Raw genomic sequence first — 21,593 nt, forward strand, 5'->3', positions numbered from 1 at the left:
CATATTGCGCCTGTGCACTAAAGCGGATCGGCATCCCAACCGATATTAGCAGTACCGGCTGGTATAGCGGGAGAGAGCATACAACAGAATGGAGGATGAGCCGTTAATGGACATCGGAGGAATTGGAGCTTTGGTAACTGGCCAGTCGTCAAGCGCGCTGCAGCAGCAAGTTGGAATCGCTGTTCTGGGCAAAGCGCTTGATTCGCAGCAGGAGAACGCGCAGTCGCTTGTTCAGATGATGGAGCGCAGCGTACAGCCCCATCTGGGCGGAAGCATCGACATTCGTATGTAGGACGTAAAGCAGGCAGGATGAGGGGCCTTCCACCTTGAAAATTACGCTTGGCACGAGCGGACAAGACAGGGCGGGAGGCCGATTCCAAAAATATATACCGTATTAAATCCGGCCTATACGCTGCTTATCTTTCTGATGGAATAAACCTGGCTTAACCGGCAAAATGACGGCGTAAGCCTTTTTTTTGAAAATAATGCTCCACTATATTGCATAATTGAATAGCAGGTGATATATTATAGCTGCAGGAGGTTATTTTTTTGCCTCGCTATTCTATAATGATGAATACCATACAATGTATCATAGGGAGCGCTGTGAATGAATGTACAGTTTAAAAAAGGCGTCCTGGATCTGTGCGTGCTCGCTCTGACCGCCTGGGAAGACCGCTATGGCTATGAGCTTGCCGTATCGATCTCCTCCAAATTCGAAGTGGCGGTGGGAAGTGTTTATCCGCTGCTCGCCAGGCTGACGCTGGAGGGATATTTCTCCACCTACCTGAAAGAGTCCACTGAGGGTCCGCCGCGCAAGTATTACAAGCTTACACCGCATGGCCATGAGCATTTGATGGATCTGATCCGGGAATGGCGGTCCTTCTCCATATCCGTGGACCAATTGATTAAGGAAGGTGTGGAACGATGATAAGAGAACAATATTTGCAGCATCTCTGGGACCTGCTTGCGCCGGTTCCCGAACCGCTGCGCCGTGAATGGATGTTTGATTATGAGGAGCATTTCCGGCAGGCTGCCGAGCATGGCCGCAGCGAGGAAGAGGCTGCCCACGAGCTGGGGGATCCGCGCCTTATAGCCAAAGAAATGCTGCTGGGATACCGCGTGGAACAGGCCGAGAGCAGGAACGGAGGCATTACCCATGTGTCTCGCGCGGTGCTTGCCGCGGTAAGTCTGGGATTTTTTAACCTCATATTCGTACTTGGCCCTTACATTGCGCTTCTAGGCGTGCTGCTGGCCTTGTGGGCATCTTCCATCGCCATCGGAATAGCCTCGTTGTATGCCATTTACGAAGGGACGATCGGCGGGACGTTCACACTGATTCAGTCCGTCTTCATCGCTATCTCGCTGCTGGCTGTAGGCATGCTGCTCGGGGCGTTTACGAAATGGCTGACCGGTGCGGTATCAAAAGGGACCCTGCAGTATCTGAAATTCAATTCGAGAATGATAAGGGTGAAAAAACAATGAGAAACTGGATCATTATTGCCTTAATTCTGCTGGTGGTCGGAATAATTGGTACGGGCTCAACGATGGGCAGGGACGGATTCTGGAATTTCGGAACGGTCGATATCGCTCAGAATCAGGCGGTTGACGGCATAGGCGCGAAGAATATTATCCTTTCAATGGAAAGTATGGATGTAACGGTCGTGAAAGGCCCGACGAATGAAATCAAGGCTTCTCTCAGCGGCAAAGTGAGCGAGAAATTTGTGAAGTCCACAAAACTGAAAGTCGTTCGGAATGGCGATACCGTTACGGTCGGTGTTGACGCGAAAAACGGATTCTCCTTTGGAGTGAGCATTTTTAACGCCAAGCTCAAGCTGGAACTGCCAGCGCAGCAGTATGATTCCCTTGCTCTGGACAGCGGCAGCGGCAACACCAGCATAACGGATTTGGCTGCACAGACATTGGATGTCGAAGCAGGTTCCGGGAATGTGAAATTCAACCAATTGACCGTCGGCAAGCTTTCTCTCGATATAGGCAGCGGGAATTCGACAATCACCGATGTAACAGCCGACACGGCGGAGCTGGATATGCGATCCGGGGTTATCACGGTCGAGAAGCTGAAGGCCCGGGAGCTGTCGGCTGAAGCGGGGAGCGGAGATATCAAGCTGTACGATGTGGATGCCGAGCTGGAGGCGAAGACCTCAAGCGGCAACATCCGCGTGGAGCAAAGTGCAATTACCCACCCCATGGAGCTGTCAAGCGGCAGCGGCGATGTTACCGTTAATACGGATGCAAGGCCGGAATCGGTCAGATTCAAATTCGACGGCGGATCTGGAGACCTGCGCAATCATTGGGATGGCGCAGCGCAGTCAACAGACGACGATGATGAGAAAAATGTAGTATTCGGAAATGGCGGCATCCTGGTAAGCGTCGAGACAGGATCAGGTAATTTAACGATTGGAGAACGGTAAAGATCAAGTGTTCATGCAGGACCTGAGTTGATTACAAACAGCCGGCTGCGTTCGCTTCTGCAATTTGCGGGAGGAATTGCAGCCGGTTTTTTTACCTTGTAGAATGCCTGATTAAAACGATATATTACGACAAAATTTGACTGATATTTGTGACTATAGACCTAAATTCTTGACTAAGAAAAGCCGATATAGAGAAAAAGAGCTTTCTTCCAGGACAGTGAAGTCCATTGCTTCCTGGCGCCACATATATGAAATTCGTTTTGCGTATTTAATCAGGGAAACGGGAGGAAGCTTCATGCAGGATAAGGGGAAGTCGATTATCTGGCCGCTGACGATTACGATAGTGCCATTACTGGTTTATGAGCTGCTTCGTTCGTTCCAGGGTACTGACATTTCCGTGAACGCTCCAACAGGACATTTCTACATTGTGAGCGCCATCGCCGCGCTTGCCCTCATTGTAGCGGTAGCGGTCGGCTACACCGGACATCGGCTGCGTAATATCAAGGTCGGGTTTCTGTCCCTGTCCTATGTATCGATGGCCGAAATATTCGTTCTGCATGGCTTGTCCACTCCCGGCTTCCTGATGCATGAGCAGCATATAGCCGGAATCGCCGCACAGCTTAGCGTCATGCTGGCGGTTATGTGGCTTTGTTTGTCGGCAGCGTCTTCGGATCATCCCCTTGTCCGGCTGCTGGCCAAATGGCGCCGATGGTTAATCCCCGGCTGGGTGCTGCTGCTTGCTGCCTTTACCCTGTTTACATTCCTTCGTCCTGATCTGATGGATAGGCTGATGCTGGCGAACCAGCCCTATAACTGGATTGCAGCCGGTTTGACCGGAGCGGGATGCATATGGACGATGTACCGCTACTGGCATTCATACCGGGCTGCGCGGTTTCCGCTTCAGCAGGCAATTGTATACAGCTCGGGCTGGCTGCTGGTTACCCAATATATTATCGTAACCGGAATTACATGGAAGCTCAGCTGGTGGCTCTATCACGGGCTGCTGCTGGGATCGATGATCATCATGATCGCCGGCCTGACCCGCCAATACTTCTCCAGAGGATCATTCACCTCATCTCTGAAGGTATTGTTTCAATCGGATCCCCGCGTCTGGCTGGAAGCCTGCATGACGCCGAGTGTCCGGGCGTTGATTATGGCAACTGAGGTCAGGGATGCCTATACAGCCGGCCATAATATGCGTGTTGCTCTCTATGCGCTGCGGCTGGCGGAAGAAATGGAGCTGACCACGGAACAGCTTCGCGCCATCGCACAGGGAGGCGTCGTTCATGATGTCGGCAAGCTGAAGGTGCCGGATTCCATTCTGAGCAAGCCCGGCAAGCTGCTGCCGGAAGAGCGCACAATTATTGAGCTTCATCCTGTCTCTGGCTATGACATGTGCAAGCGGCTCGGTTTCCTGCAGGATGAGCTGACAGTCATCCGCTCTCATCATGAGAAATGGGATGGCACGGGTTATCCCGACCGCCTGGCGGGAAATGACATTCCGCTGCTGGCCCGCATTACGGCGGTTGCAGATGTCTATGATGCGCTCACTTCTTCCCGTTCATACCGGAGGGCCATGTCGCATGAAGACGCTATGGCGATTATCGTGAAGGACAGCGGAGTGCACTTTGACCCGAAGTGCGTCAAGGCGTGGGTTCGCCTGGCGCAGGATGATGTCGACTTTTTCGAGGAGATTTCCGGCAGCGCCCGCACTCTTAAGCTCGTCAAGCAGACTTCCTGACGAAACAAGTCTGGACCTTGCAAATCAAGCATAACAAGTATAACAAGAAGAAACAGCTTAAAGACCTCCGGTCCGCTTATAGAACCGGAGGTTTTTCTATAGATCGATTCTATAGATCGCCAGGAACGGCAAAGTCGGTCATAACGCCTTTTACCCCTGTGCTGAACAGGCTGTGAATCTGGCCGACATCATTAATGGTATTAATATACGTATAAATTCCTTTTTGCAGCAGCGCTTGAACAAATTCGGGCGTATAGCGGTTTTCGTCCATTACGACAACCCCGATTCCTTTCCCGCTGGCAAAGTTGACCACATCCTTCATGGAGTCACCGTTCATATATAAAGTATAGATGTACTGCCTGAATGGGTATACCCGGTTGACCGCGTCATAATTATCCTGCTTGTACAGCTGTGGAATGAATTGGCGCAGCACCTGCGCATCCACCCCGTTGGCCTCGCTGACGATCTGTTTGAACAGCTGGGTCGCTTTGGTTGAATCGGCTTCCTTCGTATCGGTGACAAGCAGCATATCGGGATGCTCCGACATGAACACACATAGCTCCTTGAAGGTCATGGGAGTGTACTGCTGCTGAATTTTCGTTGATTTGAACCGGGCTAATGTCATCGGCTCCAGGGGGCGCGCGTCCGGAATGGCTTGTCCAAGCACCATGTAGGTGCCGGCTTCCCAGTCATGCCTCAGTACCAGATGGCCATCGGAGGTAGCGGTAATATCCGTTTCAAACACGCGAAGCCCGCTGTTATAGGCCCGCTTCAGCCCCTCGATGCTGTTTGTCCCGGAATATCCGCCTATGCCTCCCAGCGCATGCGAGATCAGCGGCTCCTGATTCACCCATTCATAAGGCATGCTTTCGATAGCGGGCTGAATCGCTACCGGGGCGGTTTCCTTCCCGGAGACTATAAGGGAGGCTTCAGTCGCTATGCCGGGCAGCACCTGGGCAAAGACGAACGGAGAAATAATCAAGGTTGTCAATATAAATCCGATAATACCGTAGAAGATGATTTTTTTGTTCATAGCGGGGGCTCCTCCTCAGATGTCTTATCTACCATTGGACAGATCCTCCGCCGTGCGAACCATACAGGAAGAAACTTGCTGCCATCCTCCTATGGCGGCAAAGCTGGTTTCTTCCTTCGGAAATATCAGAAAAGACAGGATAGATTCCATACTTTCCGATAGCTCAAAGAATAGAATGTTCACTCTTGGGAATGCCCCGGTTCTACTCCTGTTTTTACGTCCGGGTCCCTATCTTGTCCGTCTATGAAGCTATTGGCATGAACGGTATAATAGATGCAATAAAGCCTGCTGCTGCGAAAGGGGTACACCCGGGGTGAAAACGATATCGCTGCGTACCAAAATTCTGGTTCTTGTCGTGCTCATTACATCCATTCCGCTGTCTATTGTCGGCTACGACAATTATAGAATGACCAAGAAGACGGTGCTCACGGCGATTACGGACAATGCGTTCGCCAAGGTGAAGAACAATGCGGATAATTTGGCCGAGTGGGTAAAGGCCAGAAGCACGGAAATTGAATTGATGAGCCGCACCGATATTGTCCGCTACGGGACGGATGCCGAACGCCTGAACTATTTCAGCAAGGAGACGGGGCGGGTCGATTCGGCATTTGTTACGATGGGATTTGCGGATACGGACGGGGATCTGACGCTCTCCAGCCAGAAGCGGATCAATATTGGGGAAGATCCCTCGTTCAAAAGAGCAATGAGCGGAGAGACGATAGTCACAGACCCCTTCGTCAGCGATTGGACCCAAAACCGGATTGTGGTCTTCCAGATTCCGGTCAATGACGAGGCACACCGGGTAATCGGCGTCGTCTGTGCCGCTATCCTGACTGACCGCATTTACCGGGAGCATCTTAATTTTCATATAGCCGAATCGGATAATATTTTCCTGTATACCGATTCCGGAGATATTCTGGAATCTCCGGATCTTAAAGCAGCAGATAAGGGCTCTGTCATGTCCAGGCCTTTTCTGTTCGGATCGCAGACCCAAGACCTCCTCGGCCGTGAGAGCGGCTACATCCAGCTGCAGGAACCGGGGGGAGATTCATTCGTTTTTTTCGCGAAGGTGCCGGGCACGACATGGCGGATTGCCATGCATGTGCCGCTGAATGAAATCGAGAAGCCGCTGGGCTCTATTCTGCTGCGGACGGTCCTGTTGATCGCGATAGCGGAAGTGGTCATGATTGTGCTGCTTTTCTTGTTCATGAACCGGATTGTGATGCGGATCAAGAAAGTTCTCAAAGCGACGGAGGCCGCTGCGGGGGGAGATTTTGACGTCAAGGCGGTCGCCGAAAACGGCGGGGACGAAATTTCGCAGCTTTCCCATTCCGTCAACGACATGCGGCTGCATCTGCGTGACATGTTCGGCCGGCTGGAGGCCATTATCAATCAGAATCAGTTCGCTTTTATCGTGCTTGACGACCAGTACCGGGTCACTTACTTCAGCAAGGCCGCCGAGCTGATGCTTGGCTATAAGGCAGAGGAAGTGGTCAATAAGGCAACAGCCATCACTTTTATTGACCCGGATGACCTGCAGGCGGAAGCGAGAAGGCTGAGCCGCAGGCTGCTCCGCAGCGTTCCCCCCGATCTGTCCGTGCTTCGCGAGCTGAGGCGGGAACAATTCACCTATGACCGGGAGTGGATATATGTCCGCAAGGACGGCGGCCGCTTCCCGGTAGCCTACAGCTCCAACGGCATCCGCGATCAGGATGGCAGATTCATGGGGGAGGCGGGCGTCGCCCGTGATATTACGATTCAGAAGCAGGCGGAGAAGGCCCGCAGCCAGCAGCTTGAAGTCATGGGGGCTGCGAAGGATCTGATCGCCACCTTCGATGAATTGGGGCGTCTCTTGTATATGAACAATGCGGGCCGGCTGCTGCTGGGCGTGGATCTGTATGCCGGCACATCGCCCAAGGAGCTTGTTCCGCAGCGTACGGTCAAGGAGCTGCTGCACGGTCTTGCGATTGCCAAGGAGCTGGGCTTTCATGAGAGCGAGGCGCTTCTGACAACGATGAAAGGAGAGAGTGTTCCCGTCTCCAAAATTGTGGTGGCGCATCGGGACAGCCGGACGGGCGATACGTTCTACTCCTGCATTGCGCGCGATATCTCCGAGCAGAAAAGAGCGCAATCCGATCTTCTGCAGGCGAAACGAGAGGCCGAGGAGGCCAATACCGCCAAGGGCAACTTCCTGGCCCGCATGAGTCATGAGATCAGGACTCCGATTGCCGGGATTATCGGGCTGACGGGCCTGCTGCAGAAGACGGAGCTGACCAGTCTTCAGCAGGATTATCTGGACAAGACCCGCGCCTCGTCCGAAGCGTTGCTGCGCATTATTAACGATATCCTCGACTTTGCCAAAGTGGAGGCGGGCAAAATCAAGCTGGCGGAGGTGCCTTTTGATCCATGGGATATGATCCACCGGTTCGCGGATCTGCTTGCCGTCTTCGTTGGGGGCAAGGAGCAGTTCGAGTTCATTATCGAGATGGATCAGGATATGCCCACGATGCTGGTGGGGGATTCCCTGAGGCTGGAGCAGGTTCTGCTTAATCTATGCATCAATGCGATCAAATTCACGGACCGGGGGCATGTCCGGCTGCAGCTGAAGCTGGTGAGGATCACGGAGGAAGGCCGGGCGGAGATCCGTTTTCTCGTCGAGGATACAGGAATCGGCATGTCCCGGGAACAGCTGGACAAGCTGTTCGAGCCTTTTATGCAGGTGGATGGCGCGGCGAGCCGGAAGTACGGGGGAACCGGCCTTGGACTTGTCATCGTCAAAAGCCTGGTAGGCATGATGGGCGGCTTGATTGAGGTCGACAGCAGTGAGGAAGAGGGCAGCTGCTTCTCCTTTACCCTGGAGCTGCCCGTTACGGCCGGGGCGCGTGAGGAACGGTATAAAATAAGCCGCAACGGTGAGTTGTCGGCTTGGGTGGTCGAGAACTATTCGCTCATGTGCGATCATCTATGCGCCGAGCTGGAAGTAATGGGATTCTCGGCGATTGCGCACGGATCCTGGAGATCGGTGCACGAGCGTCTGCTGCGGGCCGGCATCGGCATTCTTCCCAGCGTGCTCCTGCTGGATTTTGAAATGCCGGATATGTTCGGCGAGGATACCTGGCGCACACTCCATAGAACCGCAACGCAAAGAGGGGTTCCCACGGTTGCGCTGACAACGGCTTACGGCCGGGAGGAGCTGCTCAAGCTGCCTGAGGCAGACCGGCCCGATGCCATCATCGTGAAGCCGGCAGACCGAATCAGCCTGTACCAGTCGCTGCTCGCGGTATGCCAGCGGTCATCCGATGTATCCGTCGCGGCCCAGACAGCTTCCGCTGTGGAAATCACGAAGCCGCCCAGCGGAACGGTACTTCTTGCCGAGGATAATAAAATCAATCAGCTCGTGGCGCTGGAGCAGCTGCGCGAGTGGGGCTTTATCGTGGAGGTCGCCGAGAATGGCCTGCAGGTGCTGAGCAAGCTGGAGGAGCAGCGATGGGATCTGGTGCTGATGGATATTCATATGCCGGAGATGGACGGGGATGAAGCGGCGCGCATTATCCGCTCGGATTCCAAATACGACCGGATGCCGATTATTGCGCTCACGGCGAATGTAATCCGGGAGGATCACGAGAGATACATGCAGCTCGGTATGAATGATGTGCTGACCAAGCCGATTCAGCCTGAAAGCATGCTGCAGATGATTGAGAAATGGCTGCTTGCAGGCAGAGAGAACCGGCTTGGCGCTGCCTCAGCAAGCAGAGAGAGCCAGCGTGAGGCATATGAACCGATTTTGGGCCATGAAGAGGAGCTTCCTTACGAGGTTCCGGGAATGGATCTGGGCGCCGCCATCATGCGGGTGAATGGCAAAAGGGATATTCTGGGCCATATGCTCAAGCTGTTTGCCCGTGATTATGCCGAATTCGAGGTGCGGCTGCGCGAAGCGCTGCAAAGCGGGGATTATGGTCTGGCGCGAAGGATGACCCATACCTTGAAGGGAGTGGCCGGCAATTTGTCCGCGGCGGAGCTTGCGGCCATGGCCGATCAGCTGGAAACGCTGCTGAAGGCCCCTGTGGAGTCCCGCGAACCGCTGGCGATCGCTTCGGCTGCCGCATGTGTCCAAATTGTTTTGACTCCGATGATATCGGCGCTCAACCGCAAGAAATAACAATTTCGACAAATTCCCCTAACATTTTTCTAACAATCTATTGTTGACGGGTCGAACCTTATTGTATATTGGATATAACGTTAACGAAAGAAGCCATCTTCAATTTCTTTTCCATTCCGAGGTGAAATCATTGAATAAGGTACTCGTAATCGAAGATGACGTCATGATGAGCGATATGTTAGCGATGTATTTGTCGGAAGAGGGCTATTCCGTTAAGCAATCGGCCACTGGCGACTGCGGGCTCAAACTGCTGGAGTTGTATCCACCCGATGTGGTTCTGCTCGATCTGATGCTTCCCGATTGGGACGGCATGAAGCTGTGTTCTACGATTCGACAAGCTTCGGGTGTCCCCATAATGATTGTGTCGATGAAATCCGAGGTTTCCGAACGGGTACAGGCTCTGCGCGCGGGGGCTGACGATTATTTGTGCAAGCCGTTCAGCATGCACGAATTGACTGCGCGGGTGGAAGCTTTGATTCGCAGGACGCGAATGGTGCAGGCCGTTCCCGCGAGAGCTGCCTCTCCCGAGGTCACGGAAGCAAGACTGCCGGAAGAGCAGATCCTGCTCGATGCGGACCGCCGGCTTCTGCTTGTCCGTGGAGCAATGGTCGAAACGACATTCTCCGAATTTGAGCTGATGAAATTATTTCTCTCGCATCCGGGAAAAGTGTTCAGCCGGGAGGATTTGATCAATGCGATTCGCGGATTCGATTCCTTCGTAACCGACAGGGCCATTGATGTACATATCGTCAATCTCCGCCGCAAGGTGGAGCAGAATGCCAAAGAGCCCAAATATATTCGTACAGTATGGGGTGTCGGGTATAAATATATGACGGAGTCTGACGGGTAAATTTCAAATTGTAATTGTGGCCTATTTCGCAAACCGGCGGATAAGGGCCTTTTTTGTTTATAGGGTAAAAAATAACCATACCTTTACGTAAACGTTAGGTATATAATGAGGAGAGTTGAAATGCAGAATAAGAAATACAGCATTGAAGAGGTTACGGAACGATTGGGCGTAACAGCGAGAACCCTTCATTATTATGAAGAAATCGGCCTCATAGGGGAAGTCGAGCGCACTGGCGGAGGCCACCGTCTCTATTCCGAGGAAGTAGCGGAGGAGATGGAGCATATTTTGCGGTTGAAGAATGTTCTCGGCTGCTCGCTGCAGGAAATCCGGACGATTCTCGATGCCGAACAGCAGCTGACGGCTCTGCGGGAAACCTACCGCCAGGAAATATCGGACTCCAGCCGCTCAAGCCTTCTGGATCAGGCTGCTGTTCTGCTGAACCGGCAAATATCCCTGATCGATGAGAAGGTGAAGGGGATGCTGGAGATGAAACAACGATTTCAGGAACGGCTTCAGCGGGTAGAAGCCAAGCAGCCCGCGAAGACGAATGACTTTGCAAAGGAATGATAAGCATATGAATGACCGGAAATGGTGGATACTATCGGTAACCAGTCTGGGCGCGCTGCTCTCGGCGCTTAATTTCAGCACATTAATTATTGCTCTTCCGGATTTAATCAAGGGCATGCACGCATCCGTTCTTCAGGCCATGTGGGTCATGCTCGCCTATATGGTTGCCCAGACCGTTGCTGTGCTCATGGCAGGCAGTCTGGCTGACCGCTTTGGACGCAAGCGCATGTATATGTGGGGAATGATTATCTTTACGATCTTCTCGTTTGCAGCCGGGTTCTCGTCCAATGCTCCCATGCTGATTGTATTTCGCATTCTGCAGGGGATTGGCGGAGCCATGGTTATGGCGAACAGTACCGCTCTCGTCGCCGATGCCTTCCCCCGGGAGGAGCTCGGACGTGCGCTGGGCGTGAATATCATGGTGGTCGCCGTCGGGCAGATCATCGGCCCTGTGCTTGGCGGGTGGCTTACAACCGAGTACGGGTGGGAATGGACCTTCTGGTTCAATGTGCCTTTTGGCATAATCGCTATTGCCTGGGGCATGTGGGCTATGGGAATGAAGGATGTGAAGAGCACGGCTGCCGCGAAGAAATTTGATTTTGCCGGGTCGGTGCTGTACATGATTTTCATGACCGGCCTGCTGCTTGGACTAACCTGGGGCCCTATTCAGACCTGGAACTCCCCGGTTGTCTATATCTCTTTTCTTGCCTTCATTATCGGATTTCCGCTGTTTATCCGAACGGAGAGACGCCAGGCTTCTGCGCTGCTGCATCTGCCTTTGTTCAAAAACGTCGTGTTCTCGCTTGGCATCGTCACCGCTACACTGAATGGACTTGCACGCATGGGCGTTATGTTTATGCTGATCTTTTATTTTCAGGGCGCGCTGTCCTATGACGCGCTGATGGCCGGAATTTTGACGATTCCGCTTGCTGCAGGCATGCTCGTGGTATCGCCTGTCGGCGGCTGGCTCGGAGACCGTTTCGGCGAAACGTCGCCGGCAACGGTCGGTATTATTTTCAGCTTTGTCGGCCTGGTCGGGCTGGCGATGGATACGGGCCTTCATACGCCTTATTGGCAGCTTGCCTTCTGGATGACGCTGATGAGCATCGGCTCCGGACTCTTCAATTCGCCGAATTCCAGCAGTATTATGAATGCCGCTGGCCCCAAATTCCGCGGAGAAGCTTCCGGAATCCGCTCCATGACCGCCAATTTGGGGATGATGCTGAGCGTCGCCTTTACGATTCCGCTTGTGACCCAGAGTATTCCCCGCGAAGCCATGCTGGCGATTTTCTCGGGTACCCAGGTGGGTCTCGCCAACCCGGATCAGTCGCTTGCGGGATTCATCCACGGCCTGCATACGGTATTCTGGGTTATGGCCGCATTGATGGTCATCGCCTGCGTGCTTTCGCTGATGCGGGCCGGGCGCACGGAGAAGCGTCAGGTCAAGACCGGCAGCGCCCTGCAGTAAGTTTTTGTTTTGCAGATACAACAAAGGACAGCTGCATGTTATCCGCCTGGTCGGGAACGTGCTACTGTCCTTTTTTTTCAGATAAGTTCAACAAACTTCCATGTAAAGCTTTGTGCCGTCATTATATTGTAAAATCGCCACGTCGCGAATCATCTCCACGGACGATATACGTTTCCATTTTTTGCGAAAGTCAAAGTTGTATTCCATCTCAAGCAATTTATTGTGAAGGAGCTCAATGTAGCTGATCTGCTCGGAAGGGTAATGAACGGGAACGGAATGCTTCTTAAAGGTAATGATTTTAGTCATTGCGGTAACCACCTCCGATCTTGAATTAAGCTTAGTATACCCCAAAATATTTAATCGCTTATAAAGGAGACATGAGGTACATGTTTGCTTTGCTAATGCCTGGCTAACAATTTATATTACCCTTTTCCTGTCGGTTTAGATCACATTAGCGATGCTTTTTTTGCGAGAAACTGGATGTTTATGGAGTTTCATGTAGAATAATGGGGAGTTCGGAGATGGACGGACATTCGCATGAGGCACAAAAACGACAGCGCACAGGGGTCGCCGCCGCAGGCTCAGGCGTCATGAGTCACCGGATATAAAGAAGGGTAATTGACCCTATGTCATTTACATTTAAGGCGGCGAATCAGTTGTTCAGACCTGAAGCATCGGGGCGGAACTTTGAACATATTGGTGCATATTCTTGCGCTTGCGTTATGGAAGTGTGTTCGTATGGGCGTTGCTCGGGCATGATACAGCGGGCTCCTTGAAAATGATGAGCGCCGCACACACGCAGTTCCCGTATATGGTATTCTTTCTAATAGGTATGCGGGACGATCATCTGAAAAGAACGCTGCGTGCGCGCATGCAAATAGCGGAAGGAAGCCGCCGGTTGTACCCGACTATGGCAGGAGGAATCGCGCATGATGTTTGCCAAAGTTTTTTTTGCTAATCTGAGTCTGTTGATTGCCTTGGCCTATCTGTTTAATCTGGGGTATAAATATATTTTCCAGCACGCCTCCGTGAGGGTGAAATATGCGCTGACGGTTGCTGTGTTTATTATAGCCGGATGGCTGACGATGGTGTTCGGCGGCAAAATGGCGGGTACGGCGCTGATTGATATGCGTTTTGTACCGTTGATTATCGCTATTCTGGTGATGCCGAATCCATATTGGATTGCTTTCATCGGGGTCGGCATCGGCGCGGGACGGCTCTTCATCGATTACGATCCCCACAGCTGGCTGGCTGCTCTGAGTATGGGCGTTATCGGACTTGTCGGTACGGCTCTGAATATTTGGCTGAGAAAGCTGCGTTGGCGTTTTATTTGGAAAAGCGCTCTGGTTGTCGTTGTCGTAAATCTCCTGTATTCCATTAATTCAACCGTTATCATGTGCGTTTCCGATACGATGGATGCTTATGAGTACTGGCGTGAGATTGGCGGTTATGCCCTGCCGATCCGAATGGTCTTCAGCGGCCTGCTGGTCTTTATTATCCGCGATTTTCAGAAGGAACAAATCCGTGTCGACGAGCTTCGCACGATGAATATGCTCTTAAGACGGCAGACGCGCGAGCTGCGCCAGGCCAAGCGCGAGGTGGAGGAGAAGGCGCGCGAGCTGCTGCTGGCCTCCAAATACAAGTCGGAATTTCTCGCCAATATGTCCCACGAATTGAAAACGCCGCTTAACAGCATCATTCTGCTCTCCCAGTTTATACGGGATAATGATGATGAGCGCTATGAAGGGGACGAGGTGCGGTACGCCGATCTGATTCATGGAGCCGGCAATGATTTGCTTCAGCTCATTAACGATATTCTGGATTTGTCCAAAGTTGAGGCCGGCAAGATGGATATCGTCTTTGAGCCGGTATCCTCGCATGATCTGGTGCAGATGCTGCACCAGCAGTTTATGCCGATCGCGGATCAGAACAAAGTATCCTTCGAGCTGGACATCGCGCCAAATGTGCCGGCCAGCCTGCAAACCGATGCTCTGCGGGTGAACCAGATTCTGCGGAACCTGCTGGTCAATGCGTTCAAGTTCACCGAAGAGGGTACGGTCCGCCTGGCGGTGCGTCTGGAGGGCGGCGCTCCTTCCATCGAGCCGGGACCGCAGGGGAGAAGGCGTATCCTCAACTGGAATCCCGCCACCTGGGTGCGTCCGGCGGCACGGCCGATTGCTCCGCAGCGGGTGGCCTTCACGGTGCACGACACTGGAATCGGCATCGAGACTGAGAAGCAGAAGGTGATCTTCGAGGCCTTCCAGCAGGAGGATGGCGCCATCAACCGCAAATACGGCGGAACGGGGCTGGGGCTCTCTATCAGTCTGCAGCTGGCCCGCCTGCTTGGGGGCTCGCTGACCTTGAAAAGCGAGAAAGGCAAGGGCAGCTCGTTCACCCTGCACATTCCCGTGCGCCCGCCTGTCCAGACCGATTAACAGCCGCAGCATTGATGGATATTACCCATTGTGGAACGATCGCCAGAGCTGTAAAAAAGGTCATATTTACCCCCGCTGCGCGGTCCCCAAAAGGCTTGACTAATGATTTGTTTTTGCGATATATTATAAAAGTCGCGTCGCGTGCGACGGTGAATATGCTGATGTAGCTCAGGGGTAGAGCAACGCACTCGTAATGCGTAGGCCGGGGGTTCAATTCCCTTCATCAGCACCATACAATGCCAATAACGGCGCGGTTTCCGAATTTCGGGAACCGCGCTTTTTTTCTGCCCGGCATCCAGCCTTTGATTAATTAATCGGTATACAGCCTTCTTGATCTGGCAGAATTATCGGGCTGCACCCCCTCAAGATTGGCTAACGCTCCGGCTGCGGCCTCACGCTGCATGAGTCTTGTTGTGTGTTGGATAAAGAGCTGGTCGAGGCTGTTCAAGCTGCCCTTTTTATACATCAGAAATACATTTTCGGGAGGAAAGGGGTTGGATTTAATGGGAATAGCCGCCATTTCGCGGCGGATCAATTCGTCGCGGAATATGAGCGCTCCGGACAGGAATGCTCCGCTTCCTTCCATGATCCAATGCTTGATGAGGGACAGGCTGTTGCTTTCGTATTTGATCTCATGGCGCAGATTCAGATTGCCGAGAGTAAGCTCCAGCATTCTTCGATAGAGCGTGTCGGAATGATAGGTGATAAGGGGAGTCTCTGCGACCTGCTCCATTGTGATGACTCCGCAGGCGGCCAACGGATGATCCCGCGAAACAATCAGGCGAACGTCTTCCTGATAGATGTTTTTGAAAGTCAGGGCTGGAACGTTCAAGGCATAACGGCTGATGCTGAGCCGAAATTCGTTGTCGGTTATTTTGCGTATTTGCTCCCGTGAGGAATAACCGAGAATACATACGGAAACCTCCGGATAGTGGTCTTTGAATTCGGTCAGTATCCAGGGAAGCAGCGTACCCGCGAAAGAATTGTTGCAGCCGATGGACAGCTTGCCGGTGAGCCCCAGCCTCAGCTGATCGATAGCGCGGCGGCCCTCCTCGATTGAGTTCACCGCCCGCCTCGCAAAAGGCAGAAAGGCGAATCCCTCCTCGGTTAATTGGATCCCTGTTTTGCTGCGGACAAAGAGCAGCTTGTTGAGATCCTGCTCAAGCTGTTTAATCCGGTTGGAGACGGTGGGTTGGGGCAAATATAGATGCTCGGCTGCCTTCTTGTAGCTCCCCAGATGATAGATAGCCAAAAACGTCGTGATCTGCTCAAATGTCAATTTGTCCACCCCTCGGTCAGAATTTATGTCACTATGCTGGAATATTGCGATTTATTTTCACAGCACTCAAGTAACTATAGATAACATCATATCGCCAATTAATGCGTTTACATCCAAATATCTGATCTAAACATTCAGAATACGTTATTTACGAGTCAAGTATACGGACTTATTATAGGTGTACCAACATAGAAATGCCATATATACGTAATTTTATATTACATAGAGAGGATGCGAGGGGGCGGCGGTGTTCATCGGATTTTAAATTCAGAATATTCAGAAATAATTATGAGGGTTGCTGAAAGCGTCAGGGAACAGGGCGGTATGAAAGAACGGATCAACGGTTACAAGTAAGCTTTTTATTAGAGGAGGACTTGTATGAAATCAAGGATAAATCCTGATAAAAGGATCTTAATTCCCATCGTGCTGGCTGTCATGATCACATTCCTGTTAAGCGGCTGCGGCGGGGAGGCCGCTCCTGCGTCGAATGTGCCGGAGACCTCCGCCGAAGCGGCTAGAGGAAAGCTGAGAGTCGGCACGATCTCCGATTTCGGCACGCTGGACCCTGCGAGATCCACCAGGCTGATCGATGAAGAACTCTACAACAATATTTACGATCCGATGGTCAAGCTGACCCCCGACGGCAAATTCATTCCCGGTCTGAGCACGGAATGGAAGGTCAGCGATGACGGCAAGACCTATACCTTTACATTGAGAGAAGGCGTCAAATTTCATGATGGCACCGACTTTAATGCGCAGGCCGTTATCGATAACTGGAACTGGATTATGGATCCGGCGAATGCCTCTCCCCGCAGCTCCGATCTGGTGCTGGTGCAGGAGCTGTCTTCCCCCGACCCTTATACGCTGGTGGTCAAGCTGAAAACGCCGTTCACACCGTTCATTGCCACGATTACAGGCCGTACCGGCTTGATTGCGTCTCCGACCGCGAGGGAGAAATACGGCGATCAATACGAGATGAATCCGGTAGGGACGGGGCCGTTCCAATTCGTGGAATGGAATAAGAATGACCATCTGACCATCCGCAAGAATCCCGACTATTGGGAAAAGGACCAGCCCAAGCTGGATGAAGTTGAATTTATGCCGATCGTCAATCAATCGCAGAAGTTGAACGCGCTGCTTGCGGGACAGGTGGATCTGGTGGATTCGATTCCCTTCCAGGACATACCCAAGGTGGAAAATACGCCGAATCTCAAGCTTGGAACGCTCACCTCTTTCGGTTATTCCCGATTATCGTTCAATCTGCAGAAACCGCCGTTCGATAACGTCAACAACCGCAGGGCGGTCAACTATGCCATCAACCGGGACGAAATCAACCAGTTGATCTATTTCGGCAAATTCGTTCCGGGGTACTCCTTCTTTTCCCCGGCTGGCTTTGCCAACGACCCGGGCATAAAAATCGATTATTCCCTGGAATCGGCCAAGGAAGAGCTGAAGAAAGCCGGCAATCCCGATGGCTTCACCTTCACGCTGCTCAGCGCCAATGATCCTCAGACGCTGCAGCTCAGCCAGCTTTTCCAGAGCCAACTGGCCAAGGTAGGGATCAAGATGAATATCGAAGCGCTGGACTCCACGGCTATCACCGAGAAACGCAACAGCGGCGACTGGCAGACGACCGGCGGCGGCTGGAGCGGAATGATCGATCCCGACCAGAACAGCTATGCGTTCATTGTCACCGATGCGCCTTTCAATTACGGCAAATACAGCAATCTCGAAGTCGACAAGCTGATGCAGCAGGCGCGCGAATCCAGCTCAACCGAGGAGCGCAAGAAGATTTATTCTGAGGTTTCTTCCGTCCTTCTGGAGGAAGTACCTGGCGTGTTCACCGGTTATCAGCCGGTTGTGGATGTCTGGACCGACAAGGTTCAGGGCTTCGAGGTATACCCGGATCAGCTGCTGCGGCTGCATAAGACTACCATCAGCAAGTAAAGGAGGGACGCTTCAATGACCAGTTATGTGGGACGTCGGCTTCTGTGGTTTATCCCGGTATCCTTGCTCCTGATTATTTTCACCTTCAGTCTGATCCATCTGGTACCGGGGAATCCGGCACACACCATTCTGGGCGAGGAGGCGAGTCCGGACGCCGTGCGGCTGCTGGAAGCCAAGCTCGGTCTGGACCAGCCGCTATCGGTTCAATTCTTTGATTATCTGTCGGATACGCTGCAGGGCAACTTCGGCCATTCGCTGTACGGCAGCCAGCCGGTGCTGGAGCTGATCATTACCCGGCTGCCGGTGACGCTTGAGATCTCCGTCCTGGCGATTCTGCTGTCGCTGGCCATCTCGCTGCCCTTGGGCATTCTGGCGGCCAGACGCCCGAATTCCTGGATCGATCATACCGGGCGCCTGATCGCACTCGCCGGAGCGGCCGTGCCTACCTTCTGGGTGTCGCTCATTCTGGTCTTCCTGTTATCCGTCACTGTCCGGTGGTTCCCGGCGCTGGGATGGGTTCCTTTGTCGGAGGGTATCGGCTCCAATTTGTACCATCTGGTGATGCCGGTCATTGCCCTGTCGCTTCCGCTCGCCGCTATGGAATCGAGAATGCTGCGCGGTGAAATGCTCGAGGTGCTCAGTCAGGTCTACATTCAGGTAGCCCGCGCCAAAGGAATGCGCGAGAAGGCGGTGCTGCTGCGGCATGGACTGCGAAATGCCATTCTGCCGGTTATCACGGTGATCGGGCTGCAGATGGGAGGGCTGCTCGGGGGGGCCGTTCTGATCGAATCCATCTTCTCCCTCCCCGGGATGGGCCAGCTGGTGCTGAATGCGATTGTGCAAAGGGATTATCCGGTGGTCAACGGCACCGTCCTGTTTATGGGAGGAACCATTCTGTTTACGAATTTGCTGGTCGATGTTATTTACGCATTCTTGGACCCAAGAATCCGTTATTCCTGATGGAAAGGGGTGCAGCACGATGTCCATGGATCTGACAAGAAGGGAAATCGAGCTTGGCCATCTTCAGGCCAAGCCGAGGAACCGGGCCCGCAAGCTGCTGGCCAAAATCCGTAAAAACGGACTGATCATGTCCGGACTCCTGATGGTGCTCGGCTTTGCTGTTGTGGCTCTCATTCTGCCGTCCTTCGTCCCGTATTCGCCGTTTGCGACCGACTATACCGCTGCGCTTAAGCCGCCGAGCCTGTCCCATCTCCTAGGCACCGATAATCTGGGACGCGATGTGTTCAGCCGGGTCGTCTGGGGAGCGAGGGAGTCGCTCGCATCGGGACTTCTTATTGTCGCGCTGGCTTTTCTGATCGGCGTTCCGCTGGGACTCATATCCGGATTTTACGGCGGCTGGACGGACGAAATATTGATGCGCGTCGTTGATACATGGCTGGCTTTTCCGGGTCTGGTGCTCACCATGGCGCTTACCTTTATTATGGGGCCGTCCTTTATTAACGCTTCTGTCGCCGTGGCTGTAATCATGGCGCCGCAATTCATCCGGATAACCAGGGGACAGGTGCTGAGCATCCGGGACCGCGAATTCGTGCAGGCGGCCCGGAGCCACGGCGTGCGTACCTGGCGGATTCTGCTGCGGCATATTCTGCCCAACGCATCCACATCGCTTACGGTGGCCTGCAATCTGAATATGGGCCATGCGATTATGGTGGTGGCCAGCTTATCCTATCTGGGCCTCGGCACTCCGCCGCCATTCCCGAGCTGGGGAGAAATGCTCCAGAGCGGTACGACGTTCCTGACGATGGCCCCCTGGATTTCCTTTGCGCCGGGTCTTGCGATCTTCCTGCTGGTGCTTGCTTTCACCCTGCTCGGAGAAGGCATCCGGGATGAGTTCGATCCCCATTCCAAGGTCAAGTCAGGCTAGAGCAGGAACATAATTTTATCTGATGGAGGGTTATCGATGAAATTTGGAAACGGAGCAAACTATTGGATCGTGGAAGGCGATGATTTCGATGTCAGCAGAGGAGCGGCCAAAGCCGTCAACATTGACATGAATGAGAATCGCACGTTGAAATTCGATCCCGCGCGGTCGGCCTTTATCATTATCGATATGCAAAATTATTTCTGCTCTCCTCTGCTGGACCGCCCGGAAGGCGCGTTAAAGCTGGTGCCCGCCATCTCTTCGGCCATTAAAAGCAGCCGGCAGCTGGGGATGCGGATTATATGGGTGAATTGGGGACACCGCCCCGATACGGCCAACCTGCCTCCGAGCCTGCTGTACGGTTGGCAGCGCAGCGGACGGCCGGGCATCGGCCAGCCATTGCCGGACGATCTTGGGCTGACGCTGATCAAGGACTCCTGGTCTGCCGCATTGACGGGCGAGCTGGAGGAGCTGCGCGAAGCGGACGATTATTGGGTTGATAAGTACCGGATCAGCGGGTTCCCGGGCAGCTCGCTCGACCCGATCCTGCGCTCGAACGGCATCACCACGTTATTCTTCGCGGGAGTTAATACCGACCAATGCGTCATGGACTCTGTCCACGATGCCGCTTATCTGGGCTACGACAATGTGCTTTTGATGGACTGTACGGCTACGACATCTCCGGCGCATGTGCTGGAAGGCTCCCTGCACAACATGAGGTCGAAGGCGTTTACCGCGCTTTCCACCAGCCTTACGGCTGCTGCGGCGAGCTTTGTGTAATCCTGATATATATCAGCGAATTATCCCGGGTAAAGGCGGTGGCACCATAATGGAAACCCTGCTTAAGGTAAGCAACCTGAGAACATGGTTCACCTCTTCAGACAAAGTGGTGAAAGCGGTCGACGGCGTCGATTTTGAAGTCGGGAGCGGCAAAGTACTGTGCATCGTCGGCGAATCGGGCAGCGGGAAAAGCATGACCTCCCTGTCCCTGATGGGGCTGGTGCCGGGTCCTCACGGGCGCATTGTGGACGGCGAAGTATTGTTCGACGGCGAAGATCTGGTCGGCTTGAGCGAAGCCCGTCTGTCGGATTTGCGGGGCAACAAGATCGCGATGATTTTCCAGGAGCCGATGAGCGCGCTTAATCCGCTGTTCAAAATCGGGGAGCAGATTATCGAGGTGCTGATGCGCCACCGCAAGCTTTCCAGAAGGGAGGCTCACGCCAAAGCGGTCTCCCAGCTCTGCAGCGTCGGCATCCCGCAGCCGGAAACGATCGTGCATTCGTACCCTCATCAATTATCCGGGGGCATGCGCCAGCGGGTCATGATTGCCATGATGATGGCTTGCGAGCCGAAACTGCTTATCGCCGACGAACCGACAACCGCTCTGGATGTCACTATACAGGCGCAGGTGCTTGACCTGATGCGCAGTCTGAAGGACCGGACGGGTACGGCGATCATATTTATCACCCACGATCTCGGCGTTGTGGCGGAGATGGCTGATGATATGGCGGTTATGTATGCCGGTCAGATTGTCGAATCGGGCTCCGCCGATATTGTGTTCGACAAGCCGCTTCATCCATATACACTGGCTTTGATGGGCTCCGTTCCTTCAATGACGGAGGATAATGAGCGGCTGATCGCCATTCCCGGTACGGTGCCAAGCGCCGCCGATTTTCCGCCGGGCTGCAGATTTGCCGAGCGCTGCTCTATTGCAAGCTCCGGCTGTCACACAAGTATGCCGGAGCTGCGCGAGATAAGTCCCGGACATTATGTCCGCTGCGCTCTGATCTAGAACTCGAATGG

18 protein-coding genes and 1 tRNA gene are annotated in these 21,593 nt (G+C 53.4%); 16 read left to right on the forward strand and 3 right to left on the reverse strand.

The annotated features are described in order from the left end of the window. Positions 1–106: 106 nt before the first annotated feature. From AC0YOA_RS17005 to AC0YOA_RS17025, 5 genes are all read left to right on the forward strand, one after another. Complete coding sequence (locus AC0YOA_RS17005; RefSeq protein ID WP_475769724.1) at positions 107–292, forward strand: YjfB family protein; 186 nt, start codon at positions 107–109, stop codon at positions 290–292. A gap of 315 nt (positions 293–607) precedes the next feature. Beyond that, positions 608–928, forward strand: a complete 321-nt coding sequence (locus AC0YOA_RS17010; protein ID WP_210043243.1) for a PadR family transcriptional regulator — start codon at positions 608–610, stop codon at positions 926–928. Continuing rightward, entirely contained in the window at positions 925–1,482 is a 558-nt protein-coding gene (locus tag AC0YOA_RS17015; RefSeq protein WP_210043241.1) for an HAAS signaling domain-containing protein, read from the forward strand. The genes AC0YOA_RS17010 and AC0YOA_RS17015 overlap by 4 nt, the downstream gene beginning before the upstream one ends. Continuing rightward, a complete protein-coding gene (locus AC0YOA_RS17020; RefSeq protein ID WP_475787598.1) occupies positions 1,479–2,429 on the forward strand; it encodes a DUF4097 family beta strand repeat-containing protein in 951 nt (316 codons plus the stop codon). The genes AC0YOA_RS17015 and AC0YOA_RS17020 overlap by 4 nt, the downstream gene beginning before the upstream one ends. Positions 2,430–2,724: 295 nt before the next feature. Continuing rightward, positions 2,725–4,170 carry an HD-GYP domain-containing protein gene (locus AC0YOA_RS17025; RefSeq protein ID WP_475787599.1) on the forward strand — a complete coding sequence of 482 codons (1,446 nt, stop codon included), beginning with the start codon at positions 2,725–2,727 and terminating at the stop codon, positions 4,168–4,170. Positions 4,171–4,279: 109 nt separating this feature from the next. On the opposite strand, the gene AC0YOA_RS17030 is transcribed toward AC0YOA_RS17025, so the two are convergent. Then, on the reverse strand, positions 4,280–5,203 hold the full coding sequence (locus tag AC0YOA_RS17030) for a phosphatidylinositol-specific phospholipase C/glycerophosphodiester phosphodiesterase family protein (RefSeq protein WP_475787600.1): 924 nt from the start codon (positions 5,201–5,203) through the stop codon (positions 4,280–4,282). A 313-nt stretch (positions 5,204–5,516) separates the two neighbouring features. On the opposite strand from AC0YOA_RS17030, the gene AC0YOA_RS17035 reads away from it, so the two are divergent. From AC0YOA_RS17035 to AC0YOA_RS17050, 4 genes are all read left to right on the forward strand, one after another. After that, positions 5,517–9,362 (forward strand): response regulator, encoded by a 3,846-nt coding sequence (locus AC0YOA_RS17035; protein ID WP_475787601.1) that lies wholly within the window; start codon positions 5,517–5,519, stop codon positions 9,360–9,362. 130 nt (positions 9,363–9,492) lie between these two features. Continuing rightward, on the forward strand, positions 9,493–10,212 hold the full coding sequence (locus AC0YOA_RS17040) for a response regulator transcription factor (protein WP_475787602.1): 720 nt from the start codon (positions 9,493–9,495) through the stop codon (positions 10,210–10,212). Between the two features lie 120 nt (positions 10,213–10,332). Then, complete coding sequence (locus tag AC0YOA_RS17045) at positions 10,333–10,779, forward strand: MerR family transcriptional regulator (RefSeq protein WP_210043216.1); 447 nt, start codon at positions 10,333–10,335, stop codon at positions 10,777–10,779. A 7-nt stretch (positions 10,780–10,786) separates the two neighbouring features. Then, the gene (locus AC0YOA_RS17050) at positions 10,787–12,247 is read left to right on the forward strand and encodes an MFS transporter (protein ID WP_475769733.1); all 1,461 of its coding nucleotides are present in this window, start codon (positions 10,787–10,789) and stop codon (positions 12,245–12,247) included. An 87-nt stretch (positions 12,248–12,334) separates the two neighbouring features. Here the strand turns inward: AC0YOA_RS17050 and AC0YOA_RS17055 are convergent, their stop codons facing one another. Then, on the reverse strand, positions 12,335–12,553 hold the full coding sequence (locus AC0YOA_RS17055) for a hypothetical protein (RefSeq protein ID WP_210043205.1): 219 nt from the start codon (positions 12,551–12,553) through the stop codon (positions 12,335–12,337). A gap of 623 nt (positions 12,554–13,176) precedes the next feature. Here AC0YOA_RS17055 and AC0YOA_RS17060 point away from each other — a divergent pair. Continuing rightward, positions 13,177–14,682 (forward strand): sensor histidine kinase, encoded by a 1,506-nt coding sequence (locus tag AC0YOA_RS17060; RefSeq protein ID WP_475787603.1) that lies wholly within the window; start codon positions 13,177–13,179, stop codon positions 14,680–14,682. A gap of 157 nt (positions 14,683–14,839) precedes the next feature. Beyond that, a tRNA-Thr gene (locus tag AC0YOA_RS17065) sits at positions 14,840–14,914 on the forward strand. Between the two features lie 78 nt (positions 14,915–14,992). Here the strand turns inward: AC0YOA_RS17065 and AC0YOA_RS17070 are convergent. Then, positions 14,993–15,961 (reverse strand): LysR family transcriptional regulator, encoded by a 969-nt coding sequence (locus tag AC0YOA_RS17070; RefSeq protein ID WP_475787604.1) that lies wholly within the window; start codon positions 15,959–15,961, stop codon positions 14,993–14,995. A gap of 378 nt (positions 15,962–16,339) precedes the next feature. Here AC0YOA_RS17070 and AC0YOA_RS17075 point away from each other — a divergent pair, with 378 nt between their 5' ends. From AC0YOA_RS17075 to AC0YOA_RS17095, 5 genes are read left to right on the forward strand one after another with little or no spacing between them, the layout of a single operon-like run. Continuing rightward, entirely contained in the window at positions 16,340–17,908 is a 1,569-nt protein-coding gene (locus AC0YOA_RS17075) for an ABC transporter substrate-binding protein (protein ID WP_475787605.1), read from the forward strand. A 15-nt stretch (positions 17,909–17,923) separates the two neighbouring features. Beyond that, the gene (locus tag AC0YOA_RS17080; protein ID WP_210043157.1) at positions 17,924–18,868 is read left to right on the forward strand and encodes an ABC transporter permease; all 945 of its coding nucleotides are present in this window, start codon (positions 17,924–17,926) and stop codon (positions 18,866–18,868) included. Between the two features lie 19 nt (positions 18,869–18,887). After that, the gene (locus AC0YOA_RS17085; protein ID WP_379114167.1) at positions 18,888–19,793 is read left to right on the forward strand and encodes an ABC transporter permease; all 906 of its coding nucleotides are present in this window, start codon (positions 18,888–18,890) and stop codon (positions 19,791–19,793) included. A gap of 36 nt (positions 19,794–19,829) precedes the next feature. Then, entirely contained in the window at positions 19,830–20,570 is a 741-nt protein-coding gene (locus AC0YOA_RS17090) for a cysteine hydrolase family protein (protein ID WP_475787606.1), read from the forward strand. 49 nt (positions 20,571–20,619) lie between these two features. Then, entirely contained in the window at positions 20,620–21,582 is a 963-nt protein-coding gene (locus AC0YOA_RS17095) for an ABC transporter ATP-binding protein (protein WP_475787607.1), read from the forward strand. Positions 21,583–21,593 lie beyond the last annotated feature (11 nt).

The organism is Paenibacillus sp. JT22N12, from assembly GCF_056269365.1.